Below are 15,821 nucleotides of genomic sequence, written 5' to 3' on the forward strand. Positions count from 1 at the left end.
CCGCTAATACGCGCAGGCGCTCCAGATGCGGTCGATGTCGCCGGCCCAGGCGCCGGCATAGTCTTCGAGCAGGAGGTCGGCCGGGCTCGTGCCGGCGGCGGCGCGGTCGTGCAGCACCTGGAGGAAGCCGGTTTCGTCGTTGCCGGCCTTGTCGAGCGCCCGGCGCGCCGACAGGCCGGCCTGGGCGATCTCCAGCGCGCGCAGGGCGAGGTCCTGCACCGTGCCGGAGCGGAACCGGGCCTGGAAGCCGTGCTTCGCTACGTCGGCGCACAGGGCCTGGCGCTCTTCGGCGGACCAGTCCTTCACCATGTCCCAGGCGGCGTCGAGCGCCGTTCCGTCATACAGCAGGCCGACCCAGAAAGCCGGCAGGCCGCACAGGCTCTTCCACGGCCCGCCGTCGGCGCCGCGCATCTCCAGGAAGGTCTTGGCGCGCACCTCGGGGAAGGCGGTCGTCATATGGTCGGCCCAGTCGGAGAGCGTCGGCGTCTCGCCGGGCAGCGCCGGCAGCCGGCCGGCCATGAAATCGCGGAAGGACTGGCCGCTGGCGTCGAGGTAGCGGCCGCCGCGATAGACGAAATACATCGGCACATCGAGGATGTAGTCGACCCAGCGCTCGAAGCCGAAGCCGTCCTCGAACACGAAGGGCAGCATGCCGGTGCGGTCCGGGTCGGTATCGGTCCAGATATGGGCGCGCCAGCTCCGGAAGCCGTTGGGCCGGCCCTCGGTGAAGGGCGAGTTGGCGAACAGGGCCGTCGCGACCGGCTGGAGCGCCAGGCCGACGCGGAACTTCTTCACCATGTCGGCTTCGGAGGCGTAGTCCAGGTTGACCTGCACCGTGCAGGTCCGGACCATCATGTCGAGACCGAGACTGCCCTTCTTCGGCATGTAGTCGCGCATGATGCGGTAGCGGCCCTTGGGCATCCAGGGCATGTCCTCGCGCCGCCACTTCGGATCGAAGCCGAGGCCGATCAGCCCGGCGCCCAGTTCCTTGGTCACCTCTTCGGCTTCGGCGAGATGGGTGTGAACCTCGTCGCAGGTCTGGTGGATGGTCTCCAGCGGCGCGCCCGACAGTTCGAGCTGCCCGCCCGGTTCGAGGCTGACGGACGCGCCGTCGCGCTTCAGGCCGATGACGGTCTCGCCTTCGCGCACCGGGTCCCAGCCGAAGCGCTCCAGCCCTTCTAGCAGCGCCCGGATGCCGCAATCGCCGTCATAGGGCAGGCGGCGGTAATCGTCCCAGCGGAAGGCGAATTTCTCGTGCTCGGTGCCGATGCGCCAGTCCGCCGGCGGTTTGCACCCCTGTTCGACGCTCTCGACAAGTTGCGCTCCGGACTGCACCGGCTCGGCATTTGCAGCGGCAGGGATGGACATGCGCAGCGATCCGGATTTCGGCGGCAGGGGCGGCGAACGGACGATCAGTCCGCCATGTCAGTCCAACGGAGCGGTCCAGTCGCCCAGCACGGCCTGCCAGCACGCCAGCGCCGCAATCGCGGCGGTATCGGCGCGGAGCAGGCGCCCGCCGAGCCCGACCGGCGTGACATTGGGGAAACGGCGCAGAAGGTCAAGCTCCTCCGGCGCATAGCCGCCCTCCGGCCCGACGAAGACGGCCCAAGGCCGGCCGCGTGTATCGCCGCGCCGGCGCAGCGTGTCGACGATCGGGATGCCGGTCTGCGTCTCGTCGAGCAGCAGGATCTGGCGATCGGCCGGCCATCCGGTCATCAGGGCATCCAGCTTCACGGCCGGAAACACGGCCGGGACGGTGAGCCGCGCGCATTGCTCGGCGGCTTCGACGGCGTTGGCACGGAGCCGCGCCTCGTTGACCCGCGCGACTTGCGTATGGCGGGTGAGGACCGGCTGGAGGGCGGAAACCCCGAGCTCCGACGCCTTCTGGGCGACGAAATCGATCCGCGCCTTCTTGACCGGGGCGAAGCACAGCCAGAGGTCGGGCTCCGGTTGCTGGCGGCGGGTCTGCACGGTGACCGCCAGCGCGGCGCCCCTTCTGCCGAGCGCTTCGACGGTCGCCAGCCATTCGCCGTCGCGGCCGTTGAACAGCCTGACCGCGGCGCCGGCCGGCGTGCGCATCACGTTTCTCAGATAGTGGTGCTGCTCTGCGCTCGGCGCGACGGTTGCGCCGGCCGCCAGCGGCGCCTCGACATAAAGGCGGATGGCGGGGCTGCCGGGCGCTTCGGTCTCCGGCGCCGTCATGCCGCGGCGTCCAGGCGCGTCTGCGCGGCGGCGAGATGGCCGGCGAACCCGGCCGGGTCGATATTGGCCCCGCAGACGATCAGGCCGACCGCCTTGCCGCGCAGCCGCTCGTGCAACGGCCCGGCCAGCGCCGCGAGGGCTGCCGCGCCGGCCGGTTCGACCGCCAGCTTGAGCCGGCTGAATGTGGTCAGCATGGCGTCCTGCAAGACGTCGTCGGACACCGTGACGATCTCTTCGACCAGTTGCCGGACGATGCCGAATGAGTAGGGCAGGTGGAGCGGTGCGCCCAGGCTGTCGGCGATGGTCGATACGGCGACGCTGTCGAGCGGCGCGCCCCGGGCGAGGCTGTCGCGCATGCCGCAGGCGCCGTCCGGCTCGACGCCGTAGATCGCCGCCGTCGAACCGGCGAGGCGGAAGCCGGTCGCCACGCCGGCGATCAGGCCGCCGCCGCCGACCGGCACGATCACGGCGTCCAGGTCCGGCGCCTGACGGGCGAATTCCAGGCCAAGCGTCGCCGTCCCCGAGATCGTGTCCGGCCCTTCGAAGGGATGGATGACGGCGCGGCCCTCCTCGTCGCGGATGCGCGCCATCTCGGCGAAGGCGGCGCGGATATCGTCGGCCAGCACCACTCCGGCGCCCAGTTCCCGGCATTGGGCGATGCGGAACGGGTTGGCCGCCCTGTGCATGACGACCTTCGCATCGACGCCGAGCGACCGGCCGGCATAGGCGACCGCGATGGCGTGGTTGCCGGCGCTGACCGCGGTGACGCCGGCCGCGCGCCGTGCCGCGTCGAGGGCCAGGATGTTGGCCAGCGCGCCACGCGGCTTGAAGCTGCCGGTCCGTTGCAGCAACTCCAGTTTCAGGATTGCCCGCGTGCCGGCGCCGAGCAGGGCATCCTTCGCGACACCCGACCATTCCAGCACCGGCGTTTCGACGACCCACGGCGCGATGGCGGCGCGCGTCGCCTCGATCCGGTCGAGGGTCAGCGCCCGCCCGGATGACGCATCGTTCGGCGCGTCATTCATCGGTCCTGGGCATCGATCTTGCGGCCCCATTCGCGGGCGGTTTCGCCGGGCCACTTGTTGGTGGCGTCGAGGCCGGCCTTCGAGCCGAGGCCGCTCACCGGGCTGGCGAAATCGAGATAGTCGATCGGCGTATTCTCGATCGTCACCGTATCGCGCGCCGGGTCCATGCGGGTCGAAATCGCCCACATGACGTCCTTCCAGTCGCGGCAGTCGATATCGTCGTCCACGACGATGACCCACTTCGTGTACATGAACTGGCGCAGGTAGCTCCACACGCCCATCATGATGCGCTTCGCGTGGCCGGCGTAGGCCTTGCGGATCGAGACCACGGCAATGCGGTAGGAGCAGCCCTCCGGCGGCAGCCAGAAATCGACGATCTCCGGGAACTGCTGTTGCAGCAGGGGGATGAACACTTCGTTCAGCGCCTCGCCGAGAACCGACGGCTCGTCGGGCGGCCGGCCGGTGAAGGTCGAGAGGTAGATCGGCTCCCGGCGCATGGTGATTGCGCTGACCCGGAACACCGGGAAGCGCTCGACGCTGTTGTAATAGCCGGTATGGTCGCCGAAGGGGCCTTCGTCGCCCTCCTCGTCGGCCATGACCCGGCCTTCGATGACGATCTCGGCCTGGGCCGGCACCTTGAGCGGCACGGTGCGGCAGTCGGCGAGCTCGACCTTCTTCTCCCGCAGCAGGCCGGCGAACTGGTATTCCGAGAGCGTATCCGGCACCGGCGTCACCGCGGCGATCATGGTCGCGGGATCGGCGCCGATCACGGCGGCGGCCGGGAAACCTTTGCGCCGTTCTTCGGGCGAGGCCTGGGCCTTCCAGCGCGCGAATTGCTGGGCGCCGCCGCGATGGTGCAGCCAGCGCATCAGCGTCGTGTCCCGGCCCGTCACCTGCATCCGGTAGATGCCGAGGTTGAAGCCGTCGGTGCGTTCGGTCTCCGGCGCCGGGCCGCGGGTGACGACAAGCGGCCAGGTGATGAGCGGCGCCGGCTCGCCCGGCCAGCAGGTCTGGACCGGCAGGCGGCCGAGATCGACGGCGTCGCCGTCGAGCACGACCTCCTGGCAGGGCGCGCTGCGCACGGTCTTGGGCTTCATCGCCAGCACCTTGCGCGCCAGCGGGATCAGCTCCAGCGCCTCGCGGAAGCCGCCGGGCGGTTCGGGCTGGCGCAGGAAGGCGAGCATCTCGCCGACTTCGCGCAACTGTTCCGGCGTCCGGCCGATCGCCTGCGCAACCCGCTCGACGGTGCCGAACAGGTTGACCAGCACCGGCATGTCCCATGCGCGGTCGCCGTCCTGCGGTTGCTCGAACAGGATCGCCGGCCCGCCTTCCAGCAGCGCCGCCCGGTGGATGCGCGTCATCTCCAGCGCCGGCGAAACCGGTCCGGCCTCGCGGCGCAGCTGGCCGTCGCGCTCCAGCTGCGCGAGAAAATCGCGCAGGGAGGCATAGGGCGTGCCGCCGGCGCTCATGCCGGCCCGTTCGGAGTCGTTTCAGGCAACGCGGCGGGTCCGGAACCGGAAAACATGCCGGACACATGGCCCAATCGCCGCGCAAGGACAAGCGGGCGGAAGCCCGCAAGAGGCCCCGCGCCCGTCCGGTCCGGGTGCGGCGCTACAGCTCCTTTGCGCCCGGAATCCGTTCCCGGCCCTCGCCCTTGCGGGACCGGATGAGGTTGTAGAACCGCCGGTTCGTCCGGTGAAACACGATGAAGGACGGCAGCAGCGTCTTGGCCCGGACCCAGCCCCGTTCGGCGAGAATGACGTCCATCTCGAGCCGCGCACGGGTCCACAGCCCTGTCGCCTTGTCCCGCACAAGATAGCCGCGCTGAAAGTGAATGCGCCGGTTCCATGCATTCATCAGGCGGAAGGACATCGGCCGCTCCAGCTTGTAGCGCGCCATGTACATGATGTGCTGGCACGGCCGCGGGCGCCGCGCCTTCTTGCACTTGTAGAAGAGGATCGTGTAGTCGATCCCGCTCGCCCGGGTCCTGACATAGGGATCGCCCGACGGCTTCCGGTAGCCGGTGACGACCGGCAGGCCCTGGGACTCCAGCATCTCCACGACCGTCGGCGCGGTCACGCTGTTGAAGTCCGCCGCCTGGCTTGCGGTGGCGCAAAGCGCCGTCGCAACAGCCGCTGCGCCTGTGCAAACGACCTTGTTCCGCATGGGCCGGGCGCCTCCGCTGCCTGCGCCTGCTCCAGAGTCGTGGGCAGCCGGAGCCGTGTAAAGTAAATTCCGCGCCATGACGACCGATGCGCCCATGTTCGTTCCGCCCTCGCAGATCGATCCGGTCGAGCGGGCGATGGGCTATCCCTACGCCATTCCGGATTGCAGCTTCGTCTTTGACAAGGCGGGCCGGGACAAGGCGGGCTGGCGGCCGGCGGAGATCGGCGGCGCGCTGACCGACGGGCGGCACCCCGTCCTCGCCTGCGGCTCGAACCGGTCGCCCGACCAGCTTGCGCGCAAATATTTCGATTTCGAAGCGGCGACGATCCCGGTCCAGCGCGCCTGGCTCGGGGATTTCGACGTCGTCTACGCCGCCCATATCACCGGCTACGGCGCGATTTCCGCCTGCCCGATGCCGGCGCCGGGCGTGCGGGTGGAAGTCTCGGTCACCTGGCTTTCGGACGACCTGATGGCGCGCATGCACGCCACCGAGGGGCGGGGGCATTCCTACGATTACGCGGTGCTGTCCCGCCTCGACCTTGCGCTCGACGGCGGCGGCGCGCTGGACGAGGTGTTCGCCTACATTCACCGCGGCGGCGCGCTCAACGCGGACGGCGGCACGGTCGGCCTGGCCGAGGCGGCGGCGCGGGGACGGTCCCGGCCGTCATGGCCGCAGCCCCGGGCGATCGCCGCGGTCCATCGCCGCCTTGGCCACGACGGAACGGTAGAGGATTTCATCCGCGAAAACGCCGCCGACCGGTTCCTGCGCCTCGCCCGCGAGGCTGTCCTCCAGCAGGACGCTCACGCCTTCGTCTACGAAGGGTGCCGGGTCGTTGACTGAGGGCCGGGAAATGAAGAAGGCGGGTGCCGATTTCGCCGCGAAGCAAAATCCCCTATATGACCGATCCCAGCCCAGCCCGTTCTCCGGTTGCCCGACCGCCTGCCATCCATGCCATCCGCCGCCAAACATGCCTTCGTCACCGGCGCCACGGGTTTTCTCGGTCGCAACCTTGTCGAGCAGCTTGCGGAACGGGGCTGGACGATCACCGCGGCCTATCGCGACAAGGCGCGCTTCGAGGCGCTCCGGCAGTGGGATGTCGCCGGCGTCGAATGCGACCTGCTCGATCTCGGCGGCCTGACCGCGGCGATGCCCGAAGGCGCGGACGCCGTGTTTCACATGGCCGCCGATCTCACCATGTGGGCGCGCCACGGTTCGCGCCAGCTGCGCACCAACGTCGACGGCACCCGCAATGCCGTCGCCGCGGCCGAGCGCACCGGCGCCCGCAAGTTCGTTTTCACGTCGAGCTGGAATTCCTGGGGCTACCGGACCGGCGATCCGCCGCTCACTGAGGATACGCCGCAGCGGGGCAATACGTCTCCCGTGCTCTACGACCGGACCAAGCTCGCCGCCGAGACCATCGTCAGGCAGGCCGCACTGGACGGCATGCCGGCCGCGATCCTCAACCCCTGCCACATCGTGGGCCGCTACGACAGCCGCAACTGGGGCCGCATGATCCGCATGGTGCACGAGCGCCGGCTGCCCGGCATCCCGCCGGGCTCCGGCGTGTTCTGCCACGCCGGGGCGGTCGCGGCGGCCCATATCGCGGCGGCAGAGACCGGGGATGCCGCCGGCAACTATCTGCTGCCCGGCCCGGCGGCGAGCTATGTCGAGGTCATCGGCCTCGTCGGCCGCATCGCCGGCCGCCGAGTGCCGAAGCGCGCCATTCCTGGCTGGCTGTTCCGGACGGTCGCCCATGTCCAGAATGCCGTGGGCAACCTGCGCGGCAGGGAGCCCGACCTGACTCCGCAGGCCGCCCATATCGTGCTCGCCCACGGCCGGGTGGCGTCGGACCGCGCGGAGAAGGAACTGGGCTACCGCTCGCCCGATCTCGAATTCATGGTGCGGGACTGCTACGACTGGATGAAGCGGGCCGGCGTCCTGAAGGACTGAACCGACCTTCGGCCGTTCGCGCCGACCGATTACCTGCAACCGGAACCCGATGGGGCTGCCCGAACCGATGACCGATCATCTGAACCGACTGGAAGACCTGCTGAAGGCCGCCCGGGCCGCCGGCGCCGACGCGGCCGACGCCGTCTATATCGAGGGCGACAGCCTTTCGCACAGCCAGCGGCTCGGCAATGTCGAGATGATCGAGCGCGCCGAGGGGCGCGATCTGGGCCTGCGGGTTTTCGTCGGCCATCGCCAGGCCAGCGTCTCCGCCTCGGAGATCGAGCCGGAGACCTTCGCCGGGCTGGCCGAACGGGCCATGGCGATGGCGCGCGCCGTGCCGGAAGACCCGTTTTGCGGCATCGCCGGTCCCGACCAGTTCGCCGCGCAGCCGCCGCAACTGGAAACGGCGGATGTTGAAGAACCGCCGGCCGACCTGCTGATTTCCCGGGCCCGCGAGGCCGAGGACGCTGCCCGCGCCGTCGAGGGCGTGACCAACTCCGAGGGCGCGGAAGCCTCGTGGAGCCGGACAGGGGTATACCTCGCCGCGACCAACGGCTTCGCCGGCAGCTACGCGCGCAGCTCGCACAGCGTCGGCGTCTCGGTCGTCGCCGGCTCGGGCGGCGACATGCAGACCGACTACGACCACCACACCGCCGTCTTCGCGGCGGACCTCATGGCGCCGGCGGAGATCGGGCGGAGCGCCGGCGAACGGGCGGTCGCCCGGCTCGGCGCCCGGCCGGTCAAGACGGTGAAGGCGCCTGTGGTGTTCGACCCGCGGGTCGCCGGCGGCCTGCTGCGCCACCTGCTCGGCGCGATCAACGGCGCATCGGTCGCCCGCGGCACGAGCTTTCTCAAGGACAGGCTCGGCGAAGCGGTGATGGCGCCGGGCCTGAGCGTGGTCGAGGACCCGCACCGGCCGCGCGGCCTGCGCTCCAAGCCCTTCGACGGCGAAGGCATCGCCAACCGGCGCACCGCGCTGATAGACGATGGCGTGCTGACGACCTGGCTGCTCGACCTGCGCTCGGCGCGCCAGCTCGACCTGGCCCCGACCGGTCATGCCAGCCGAGGCACCTCCGGCCCGCCCGCGCCGTCGGCGACCAATGTCCGGCTCGAGGCCGGGACCGTGTCGCGGCGCGACCTGCTCGCCGGCATCGACAGCGGCCTCTACGTCACCGAGATGATCGGCATGGGCGTCGACTATGTGACCGGCGACTACAGCCGCGGCGCCGGCGGCTACTGGATCGACAGGGGCGAACGCGCCTATCCGGTGACCGAAATGACGATCGCCGGCAATCTCAAAGACATGTTCAAGGCGATAACGCCGGCCGACGACCTGGAGCTGCGCTACGGCATCGACGCCCCGACGCTGCGCATCGACGGCATGACGATAGCGGGGGCGTAAAGCCCGCTCCCTATCCGTCCCGCCGCGCCAGATGGTCGAAGCTGGCCCCGACGACGGCGTCCTGGCGCAGGAAGCGGCGGGCCTCCAGGCCGTGGGCCGGCTCGACGCTGCGCAGGGTTCCGGCGGCCTCGGCATCGAGCTGCATGCGCGCCGCCAGTTCGAACCAGTAGGCGAGGTAGGTCGCCTCCTCGACCGATTTGCCGACGGTCAGCAGGCCGTGATGGGCCAGCAGGATGGCGCTCTTGCCGCCCAGCGCTTCGGAGATGATCCGGCCTTCCTCGTCGGCGACCGGCACGCCGGGCCATTCGGGCAGCCAGGCGCAATCGTCGTAGAGCGGCATCGCGTCCATATGGGCGCAGACCAGCGGCCGGCCGATCGTCGACAGGGCCGAGGCCGCCGGCGGGTGGGTGTGCACGATGCAGTGCGCGTCCGGACGGGCGCGGTAAATCCAGACATGGAAGCGGACGGCGGGGTTGGGGATGCCAGCGCCTTCGACCGTCCGGACGTTTTCGTCGACGCGCAGCAGGGTGTCTTCCGACGCTTCCTCGAAACCGGAACCGAGCGGCAGGGTCCACCAGCCGTCCGGCTCGGCGCGGACGGTGAGCTGGCCGGCGAGGCCCGCGGCGTGGCCGTTCGCCGCCAGGATGCGCGCCGCGAGCGCGAGTTTCGCCTTGTCCGTCCGCCCGACGGTCCGGAGGCTGCTGCCGATCGTGCTGTCGACGTGGGTGCGAATATCGTCGGGCATAACCGCCTCCCTGGTCCGGCGTCCGGATTTCGGCCGGCGAAATCGCGACCTACGAAATCGCGACGCACTGGTAAGTTTACCCGGACCGGAAAGATTTGTAATGTCCGCATCCTTCAGGCGGTTCGCCGGATCGATGCGCCGCCTTCAGACCAAGGTTCAAGGGAGGAAACCGCCATGAAACCTGTGCTCGCCGCGGCAGGCGTGGCCGTTGCGCTGACGGCGTTCGCGCCGGCGTCGCAGGCCGCCACCGAATTCGCCTTTTCCAACTGGATTCCGTGGACCCACAAATTGTCCACGCGCCTTCTGATCCCGTTGATGGATGTCATCGAGTCAAGGACCGAAGGCCGGGTGAAGTTCCGCAAGCTGCCCAAGCCGCTCGGTCATCCGCGCGCCCATATGGATATCGTCCGCACCGGACAGGCCGGGGCCGCTTTCGGCGTCCACGGCTATTCGCCGAAGCGGCTGCGCGCCTATGCGTTCAGCGAGTTTCCGCTGACCGGGGAGGACGCGGTGGCGACGTCGGTCGCGTTCCAGCGCACCCACGACAAGTTCTTCAAGGGCAAGGGCTTCTACAAGGGCGTTCACCTGATCGGCCTGAACACCCACGGCCCGGGCGTGATCCACCATTCCAAGAAGCTCATCAAGTCGATCGCCGACATGAAGGGCCAGAAGATCCGCACCGGCGGGCCCGCGCCGCTCGCCATCGTCACGGCCTGGGGCGGCACGTCGATCCGGCTGCCGGCGCCGAAATCCTACGAGGTTCTGTCGACCGGCGTGGTCGACGGCGTTACCTTCCCCTACGAGGCGCTGACCGGCTTCAAGATCGTCAACCTGGTGAAGTTCCACACGGAGCTGCCGGGCGGGCTCTACAATTCCGGCTTCTACACGTTTATCGGCAAGAAGAAGTATGACGGCCTGTCGGCAGCCGACAAGCAGGTCATCGCCAGCGTGTCCGATGAAAACTTCGCCTTCGTCGCAGGCAAGGTGTGGAACCAGAACGACGCCGACGGACTGGAAGCGGCCAAGAAGGGCGGCCACAAGTTCGGCAAGGCATCCGCCGGGATGCTGGCGTCGGTCAAGAAGATCAAGGCCAACCTGGAAGCGCGCTACATCGCTGACATGAAGAAGCAGGGCATCAACGGTTCGGCCGTGCTCAAATTCTTCTACGGCGAAGTCGCGAAACTTCAGAAGTAGTCGCCGGCACAGCGGCGGCCGGCCGGGAGCGGCGCCCCGCGGCGCAGTTCCCGGCCGGCGCCCTTGCCGCCGGCGAGGCCGTTCGGCAACGCGGTCGGACCGCCGTCGCGCGTGCCTTGATTTCGCCTGATTTTTCGCCCAACGACCGGTCCGAACTGCCCGCCCGTACCCCGAAGAATCCGTTCGACGGGGCGGCGCCCGAACAGGAGAGGAATTTCAATGGCCAGCTTCAAGGTCAACGGCCAGAGCGTGACCGCGGATGTCGACGATTCGACACCGCTGCTCTGGGTGCTGCGCGATTCGCTGAATTTGACCGGCACGAAATACGGCTGCGGCCTCGCCCAGTGCGGCGCGTGCACGGTCCACCTCGACGGCGAGCCGGTGCGCAGCTGCGTCACGCCGGTCGCCGATGTCGAAGGCGCTTCGGTGGCGACCATCGAGCAGGTCGGCAGCGACCGCATCGGCCAGGCCGTCCAAAGGGCCTGGGTCGAGAAGGACGTGCCGCAATGCGGCTATTGCCAGAGCGGACAGGTGATGAGCGCGGTCGCCCTGTTGCGCGACAACGCCGCGCCCGGCGACGCCGACATCGACGAGGCGATGGAAGGCAACATCTGCCGGTGCGGCACCTACGGACGCATCCGGGCGGCCATCAAGGCCGCCGCGGCCAACCTGAACTAGGGGCGCGCGCATCATGACCAATCATTCGATCATGGACCGGATCGGGCCCGCCTGGCAGGCCGCCACCGGAACGGATATGAGCCGGCGCCGCTTCATCAAACTGACCGGCGCCTCCGGGCTCGCCATCGGGCTGGTTTCCGCCGGCGCCGCCGGCGCCGCGACGCCGAAGGCCTCTGCCGGCAAGCTGAAACCGGGCCAGCAGCCCGGCGCCTTCCTGCACATCGACCCGAAGGGCGTTGTCACGATCCAGATCAACCGCCTGGAGTTCGGACAGGGCTCGCATACCGGGCTGGCCAGAATCCTGGCCGACGAACTCGACGCCGACTGGAACAGCGTCCGCGCGGAACTCGCGCCGGCGGGCGAGGCGTACAAGGATCCGGCTTTCGGCCTTCAGATGACGGGCGGTTCCAACTCCATCCAGAACAGCTTTATGCAGTACCGGGAGCTCGGCGCCCGGGCGCGCGCGATGCTCGTCGAGGCCGCCGCCCGCAAGTGGAAGGTCGATGCGGCGACGGTGCGGACCCGCGCCGGGCGGCTGATTGCCGCCGACGGCCGGAGTGCGGGCTATGGCGAGATGAGCGAGGCCGCCATGGCCCTGCCGGTGCCCGCCGCGGTCACGCTCAAGAAAAGCAGCGAATTCCGCCTGATCGGCAAACCGGCCAACCGGCTCGATTCAGCCGATAAATCCAATGGCCGGCAGATTTTCGGCATGGATATGCGCCGGCCGGGCATGAAGACCGTGCTGATCGCCCGGCCGCCGCATTTCGGCGGGACCGTCGCCGGCTTCGACGCCGCGCAAGCGCAGGCGGTCAAGGGTGTCGACCGCGTGATGCAGGTCGATCTGGATCGCGGCGCGACGGGCGTAGCCGTGGTGGCCGACGGATACTGGCCCGCGCATAAGGGCCGGGACAAACTCGAGATCCAATGGAAGGCGCCGGCCGAACTGCCCGACAGCCGCAAGCTCGATACGCAGTTTGCGGCGCTGCTTGGCCGCGACGGCCTGCCCGCCCGGCCCGGCGACCTTTCCGGCATGGCCGGCGCGAAAAAGACGATCACGGCGGATTTCCGTTTTCCGTTCCTCGCCCACGCGCCTATGGAGCCGCTGAACGCGGTGATCGAGATGTCCGGAACCGGTGAGGGCCGGCGTTGCGACATCTGGACCGGCACCCAGTTCCAGACGATCGACCAGTTGACGGTCGCGAAAGTCCTGAAACTGAAACCCCAGCAGGTACGCATCCACACCATGTTCGCCGGCGGCGGCTTCGGGCGCCGCGCCACCCCGACGTCCGACTATCTGGCCGACGCGGCGCGGGTGATGAGCGCGTGGCTCGCGGCCGGCCGGACCGAGCCGCTCAAGGTGGTCTGGACGCGGGAGGACGATATCCGGGGCGGATATTACCGCCCGCTCACCCTGCACCGGGCGGAGATCGGCCTCGGGGAAGACGGCCGGATCGCGGCCTGGAAACATACGATCGTCAGTCCTTCGATCCTCAAAGGGACGCCGTTCGAAGCCTTTCTGGTCAAGGACGGCGTGGACGGGACGGCGGTGGAAGGCGTCGCCGACACGGCCTACGATCTGCCGATTGCGGTCTCGGTGCATCATCCCGCAGTCAATGTGCCGATGCTCTGGTGGCGCTCGGTCGGGCATACCCACTCCGCGTTCGTGATGGAGACGCTCATCGACCGGGTCGCCAGCGAGGCCGGCCGTGACCCGGCCGCCCTGCGCCGCGACCTGCTGAAGAAGCATCCGCGGCACCTGGCGGCGCTGGACCTCGCGGTCCAAAAATCCGGCTATGGCAAAAAAACGCTGCCGGCCGGCCGCGCCTGGGGGATCGCAGTGCACGAGTCGTTCCGCTCGGTCGTCGCCCACGTCGTGGAACTTTCGATCGAGGACGATGCGCCGAAGCTGCATCGGGTCACCAGCGCGATCCACTGCAATCTCGCAGTCAATCCCCGCTCGGTCGAAGCCCAGATCGAGGGTTCGGTATTGATGGCGATCGGCACGACGCTCGACGGCGCCGAGATCACCCTGCGGGACGGCGTGGTCGAGCAGAGCAATTTCGACAGCTACACCATGCCGAGGATGCCCGACATGCCGCCGGTCGATGTGCATATCGTGCCGTCGAACGATCCGCCGACCGGCGTCGGCGAGCCGGGCGTGCCGCCGCTGGCCCCGGCGATGGCCAATGCGATCTTCGCCCTGACCGGCAAACCGGTCGAGGCCCTGCCGATCCGTCTCTGAGGCCGGGTTCGGGGCGCTTCTGCCCCCTCGCCCGGGCCCGGTCCGGGCAAGGGGGGCGGCGTTCCGGCCGGGCGCACGCTTTACGGTTGCGTTCCGTTCCCGTATTTTCCCGGCCGTTGCGCCGGCGGCCGGCGCACCCTTGTTTTCGGGGAGGGCTGCAGATGAGCGGAATTCCAGCTGCCGGCGGCGCACTGCCGGCGGCCATCCCGGTTGCGGTCGAGTCCCCCGAACTCCAGAGGCGCAGCGCTTGACCGACGGGTCCGAACAACCGGCAGAAACCAGGGTTTCGCCGCTGGCTTACTGGATCGGCATCCTGCCGCTCCAGGCGCTGGCGGTGATTTCCTGTGCGGTTCTGTTCATGATGATGACGCTGACCTTCATCGATGTCGGCGGGCGCTACATCTTCAACAGCCCGCTGCCGGCCCTCGCCGAAATCATCGCTTTCATGATGGCCGGGCTGGTGTTCTGCGTCCTGCCGATGGTGTGCTTCCGCGAGGGCCATGTCACCATCGACCTGCTGGACGGCGTGGTGCCGCCCGGGCTCAAGCGGGCCCAGGGCGTATTCATCAACCTCGTCGCCGCGGGCGCCGTCCTGTTCATCGCCTGGCGGCTGTGGGTCAAGGCCGAAACCCATCTCGAATTCGGCGACGCGACCGACGAACTCTATATGGATATCTGGCCGTTCAGTATGGGGACGGCGATCCTGTGCGTGCTGGCGGCCGTCGCACAGTTCGCCGCGGCGGTCGCCTATATGACCGGCGCGCGCACCGACCCGGCCCAGGCCTCGGGGCAGACCGCATGACCGTCGCGCTGCTGGGTTTCGCGGCGCTGCTGACGCTGTCCTTCCTGCGCGTGCCCATCGCCTTCTCGATGATCATCGTCGGCTTCATCGGCATGAGCTGGTCGATGAATCTGGAAGGCGCGCTGGCCAATGTCGGCCAGACGGCGTTCGACGCGGCGATCAACTACGAGCTTTCCGTGGTGCCGCTGTTCGTTCTGATGGGCAATTTCGTGACCCGGGCGCGCCTGTCGGAGGAACTGTACACCGCCTCCAACGCGTTCCTTGGCCACCGCAAGGGCGGTCTCGCGATGGCGACCATCGTCGCCTGCGGCGGCTTCAGCGCCGTCTGCGGCTCCAGCCTCGCCACGGCGGCGACCATGTCGAAGGTCGCCATGCCGTCGATGCGCCGCTACGGCTATGACGACGGCCTGGCGGCCGGAGCGATCGCCGCCGGCGGCACCCTCGGGATTCTCATTCCGCCCAGCGTGCTGCTGGTGATCTACGGCATCCTGACCCAGACCAATATTGGCAAGCTGTTCGCCGCCGGCGTCATACCGGGCATCGTCGGGATCGTGTTCTACCTGATGGCGGTGCGCGCCGTGATTACCATCTGGCCGGCCCTCGGCCCGCGCGGCGACCGCACGGACTGGCGCGGCCGGCTGCTCGCGCTGCGCGACGTCTGGGGCGTGCTCACCCTGTTCGTCTTCGTCATGGGCGGCATCTACGGCGGCGTGTTCAGCCCGACCGAGGCGGCCGGCATCGGCGCCTTCGGCGCCTTCGTCTTCGCCGTCGCCCGGCGCACCATGGACCTGCGCGGCTTCTACGCCGTGCTGCTGGAAAGCGCGTCCACGACCGCCATGCTGTTCACCGTGCTGATCGGCGCGCTGGTGTTCGCCAATTTCATCAACTTCACGACCTTCCCGCAGACGCTGCTCGATATCGCCGCCAATTTCGAGGACAACCCCTGGCTCGTCCTGGCCGCCATCCTGCTGATCTATGTGCTGCTCGGCTGCGTCTTCGAAAGCCTGTCGATGATCCTGCTGACGGTGCCGATCTTCTTCCCGTTGATCAAGGAGCTCGGGCCCGGTTTCGTGCCGCCCTTCTGGCACATGTTCACCGGCCAGATGCCGCCGATGTGGGATCTGGTCGTCGATGTCGGCCTCGGCCTGAACGCGACCGAGGTCGCCGTGTGGTTCGGCATCGTCGTGGTGGTCATCACCGAGATCAGCTTGATTACGCCGCCGGTCGGCCTCAACGTTTTCGTGCTGCGCGGCGTGCTGCCGGACGTGCGCACGACGACGATCTTCCGCGGCGTCACCGCCTACTGGATCGCCGACCTGTTCCGGCTCACGCTGATCGTTGCCGTGCCGACCCTGTCGCTCCTGCTCGCCAGCTACGTCCGGTAACGCAGGCGAAGTGCGCCCGGATTCCGGCT

15 protein-coding genes are annotated in these 15,821 nt (G+C 68.9%); 8 read left to right on the plus strand and 7 right to left on the minus strand.

Annotated elements, in window-relative coordinates:
• Positions 1-3: 3 nt before the first annotated feature.
• The 5 genes from OXM58_11405 to OXM58_11425 form a co-directional block, all read right to left on the minus strand.
• Positions 4-1,368: a glutamate--cysteine ligase gene (locus tag OXM58_11405; protein MDE0148967.1), complete on the minus strand. Its 1,365-nt coding sequence runs from the start codon at positions 1,366-1,368 to the stop codon at positions 4-6.
• Between the two features lie 57 nt (positions 1,369-1,425).
• A complete protein-coding gene (locus tag OXM58_11410; protein MDE0148968.1) occupies positions 1,426-2,202 on the minus strand; it encodes a 16S rRNA (uracil(1498)-N(3))-methyltransferase in 777 nt (258 codons plus the stop codon).
• Complete coding sequence (locus tag OXM58_11415) at positions 2,199-3,227, minus strand: pyridoxal-phosphate dependent enzyme (GenBank protein MDE0148969.1); 1,029 nt, start codon at positions 3,225-3,227, stop codon at positions 2,199-2,201. The genes OXM58_11410 and OXM58_11415 overlap by 4 nt, the downstream gene beginning before the upstream one ends.
• Positions 3,224-4,696, minus strand: a complete 1,473-nt coding sequence (locus tag OXM58_11420) for a UbiD family decarboxylase (GenBank protein ID MDE0148970.1) — start codon at positions 4,694-4,696, stop codon at positions 3,224-3,226. The genes OXM58_11415 and OXM58_11420 overlap by 4 nt, the downstream gene beginning before the upstream one ends.
• Positions 4,697-4,838: 142 nt before the next feature.
• Positions 4,839-5,393 (minus strand): hypothetical protein, encoded by a 555-nt coding sequence (locus OXM58_11425; protein ID MDE0148971.1) that lies wholly within the window; start codon positions 5,391-5,393, stop codon positions 4,839-4,841.
• Between the two features lie 76 nt (positions 5,394-5,469).
• On the opposite strand from OXM58_11425, the gene OXM58_11430 reads away from it, so the two are divergent.
• The 3 genes from OXM58_11430 to OXM58_11440 all read left to right on the plus strand — a co-directional run bounded on the left by OXM58_11430 (position 5,470) and on the right by OXM58_11440 (position 8,746).
• On the plus strand, positions 5,470-6,234 hold the full coding sequence (locus OXM58_11430) for a hypothetical protein (GenBank protein ID MDE0148972.1): 765 nt from the start codon (positions 5,470-5,472) through the stop codon (positions 6,232-6,234).
• Between the two features lie 108 nt (positions 6,235-6,342).
• Positions 6,343-7,344: an NAD-dependent epimerase/dehydratase family protein gene (locus OXM58_11435; GenBank protein MDE0148973.1), complete on the plus strand. Its 1,002-nt coding sequence runs from the start codon at positions 6,343-6,345 to the stop codon at positions 7,342-7,344.
• Between the two features lie 67 nt (positions 7,345-7,411).
• On the plus strand, positions 7,412-8,746 hold the full coding sequence (locus tag OXM58_11440; GenBank protein ID MDE0148974.1) for a metallopeptidase TldD-related protein: 1,335 nt from the start codon (positions 7,412-7,414) through the stop codon (positions 8,744-8,746).
• Positions 8,747-8,756: 10 nt separating this feature from the next.
• Here the strand turns inward: OXM58_11440 and OXM58_11445 are convergent, their stop codons facing one another.
• A complete protein-coding gene (locus tag OXM58_11445; GenBank protein ID MDE0148975.1) occupies positions 8,757-9,491 on the minus strand; it encodes an aldolase in 735 nt (244 codons plus the stop codon).
• Positions 9,492-9,665: 174 nt separating this feature from the next.
• On the opposite strand from OXM58_11445, the gene OXM58_11450 reads away from it, so the two are divergent.
• Positions 9,666-10,685 (plus strand): TRAP transporter substrate-binding protein, encoded by a 1,020-nt coding sequence (locus OXM58_11450; protein MDE0148976.1) that lies wholly within the window; start codon positions 9,666-9,668, stop codon positions 10,683-10,685.
• Here the strand turns inward: OXM58_11450 and OXM58_11455 are convergent.
• Positions 10,676-10,924, minus strand: coding sequence for a hypothetical protein (locus OXM58_11455; GenBank protein ID MDE0148977.1), 249 nt, complete (start codon positions 10,922-10,924; stop codon positions 10,676-10,678). The genes OXM58_11450 and OXM58_11455 overlap by 10 nt on opposite strands.
• Between OXM58_11455 and OXM58_11460 the strand changes: the two genes are divergently transcribed.
• The 4 genes from OXM58_11460 to OXM58_11475 all read left to right on the plus strand — a co-directional run bounded on the left by OXM58_11460 (position 10,905) and on the right by OXM58_11475 (position 15,792).
• Positions 10,905-11,363, plus strand: a complete 459-nt coding sequence (locus OXM58_11460; GenBank protein ID MDE0148978.1) for a (2Fe-2S)-binding protein — start codon at positions 10,905-10,907, stop codon at positions 11,361-11,363. The genes OXM58_11455 and OXM58_11460 overlap by 20 nt on opposite strands.
• Positions 11,364-11,376: 13 nt before the next feature.
• Positions 11,377-13,605, plus strand: a complete 2,229-nt coding sequence (locus tag OXM58_11465; GenBank protein MDE0148979.1) for a xanthine dehydrogenase family protein molybdopterin-binding subunit — start codon at positions 11,377-11,379, stop codon at positions 13,603-13,605.
• Between the two features lie 247 nt (positions 13,606-13,852).
• A complete protein-coding gene (locus OXM58_11470) occupies positions 13,853-14,407 on the plus strand; it encodes a TRAP transporter small permease (GenBank protein ID MDE0148980.1) in 555 nt (184 codons plus the stop codon).
• Complete coding sequence (locus OXM58_11475; protein ID MDE0148981.1) at positions 14,404-15,792, plus strand: TRAP transporter large permease; 1,389 nt, start codon at positions 14,404-14,406, stop codon at positions 15,790-15,792. Before OXM58_11470 ends, OXM58_11475 begins: the two co-directional genes overlap by 4 nt.
• Positions 15,793-15,821 lie beyond the last annotated feature (29 nt).

The sequence above is a fragment of the Rhodospirillaceae bacterium genome (genome assembly GCA_028819475.1).
In the GTDB taxonomy this organism is placed as follows: domain Bacteria; phylum Pseudomonadota; class Alphaproteobacteria; order Bin65; family Bin65; genus Bin65.

Excerpts from the sequence above, each read along its gene's own strand:
- OXM58_11475 (MDE0148981.1), top strand. The coding sequence starts at position 14,404 with ATGACCGTCGCGCTGCTGGGTTTCGCGGCGCTGCTGACGCTGTCCTTC.
- OXM58_11425 (MDE0148971.1), bottom strand. The coding sequence starts at position 5,393 with ATGCGGAACAAGGTCGTTTGCACAGGCGCAGCGGCTGTTGCGACGGCG.
- OXM58_11450 (MDE0148976.1), top strand. The coding sequence starts at position 9,666 with ATGAAACCTGTGCTCGCCGCGGCAGGCGTGGCCGTTGCGCTGACGGCG.
- OXM58_11445 (MDE0148975.1), bottom strand. The coding sequence starts at position 9,491 with ATGCCCGACGATATTCGCACCCACGTCGACAGCACGATCGGCAGCAGC.
- OXM58_11440 (MDE0148974.1), top strand. The coding sequence starts at position 7,412 with ATGACCGATCATCTGAACCGACTGGAAGACCTGCTGAAGGCCGCCCGG.
- OXM58_11410 (MDE0148968.1), bottom strand. The coding sequence starts at position 2,202 with ATGACGGCGCCGGAGACCGAAGCGCCCGGCAGCCCCGCCATCCGCCTT.
- OXM58_11465 (MDE0148979.1), top strand. The coding sequence starts at position 11,377 with ATGACCAATCATTCGATCATGGACCGGATCGGGCCCGCCTGGCAGGCC.
- OXM58_11415 (MDE0148969.1), bottom strand. The coding sequence starts at position 3,227 with ATGAATGACGCGCCGAACGATGCGTCATCCGGGCGGGCGCTGACCCTC.
- OXM58_11430 (MDE0148972.1), top strand. The coding sequence starts at position 5,470 with ATGACGACCGATGCGCCCATGTTCGTTCCGCCCTCGCAGATCGATCCG.
- OXM58_11420 (MDE0148970.1), bottom strand. The coding sequence starts at position 4,696 with ATGAGCGCCGGCGGCACGCCCTATGCCTCCCTGCGCGATTTTCTCGCG.
- OXM58_11460 (MDE0148978.1), top strand. The coding sequence starts at position 10,905 with ATGGCCAGCTTCAAGGTCAACGGCCAGAGCGTGACCGCGGATGTCGAC.
- OXM58_11405 (MDE0148967.1), bottom strand. The coding sequence starts at position 1,368 with ATGTCCATCCCTGCCGCTGCAAATGCCGAGCCGGTGCAGTCCGGAGCG.
- OXM58_11435 (MDE0148973.1), top strand. The coding sequence starts at position 6,343 with ATGCCATCCGCCGCCAAACATGCCTTCGTCACCGGCGCCACGGGTTTT.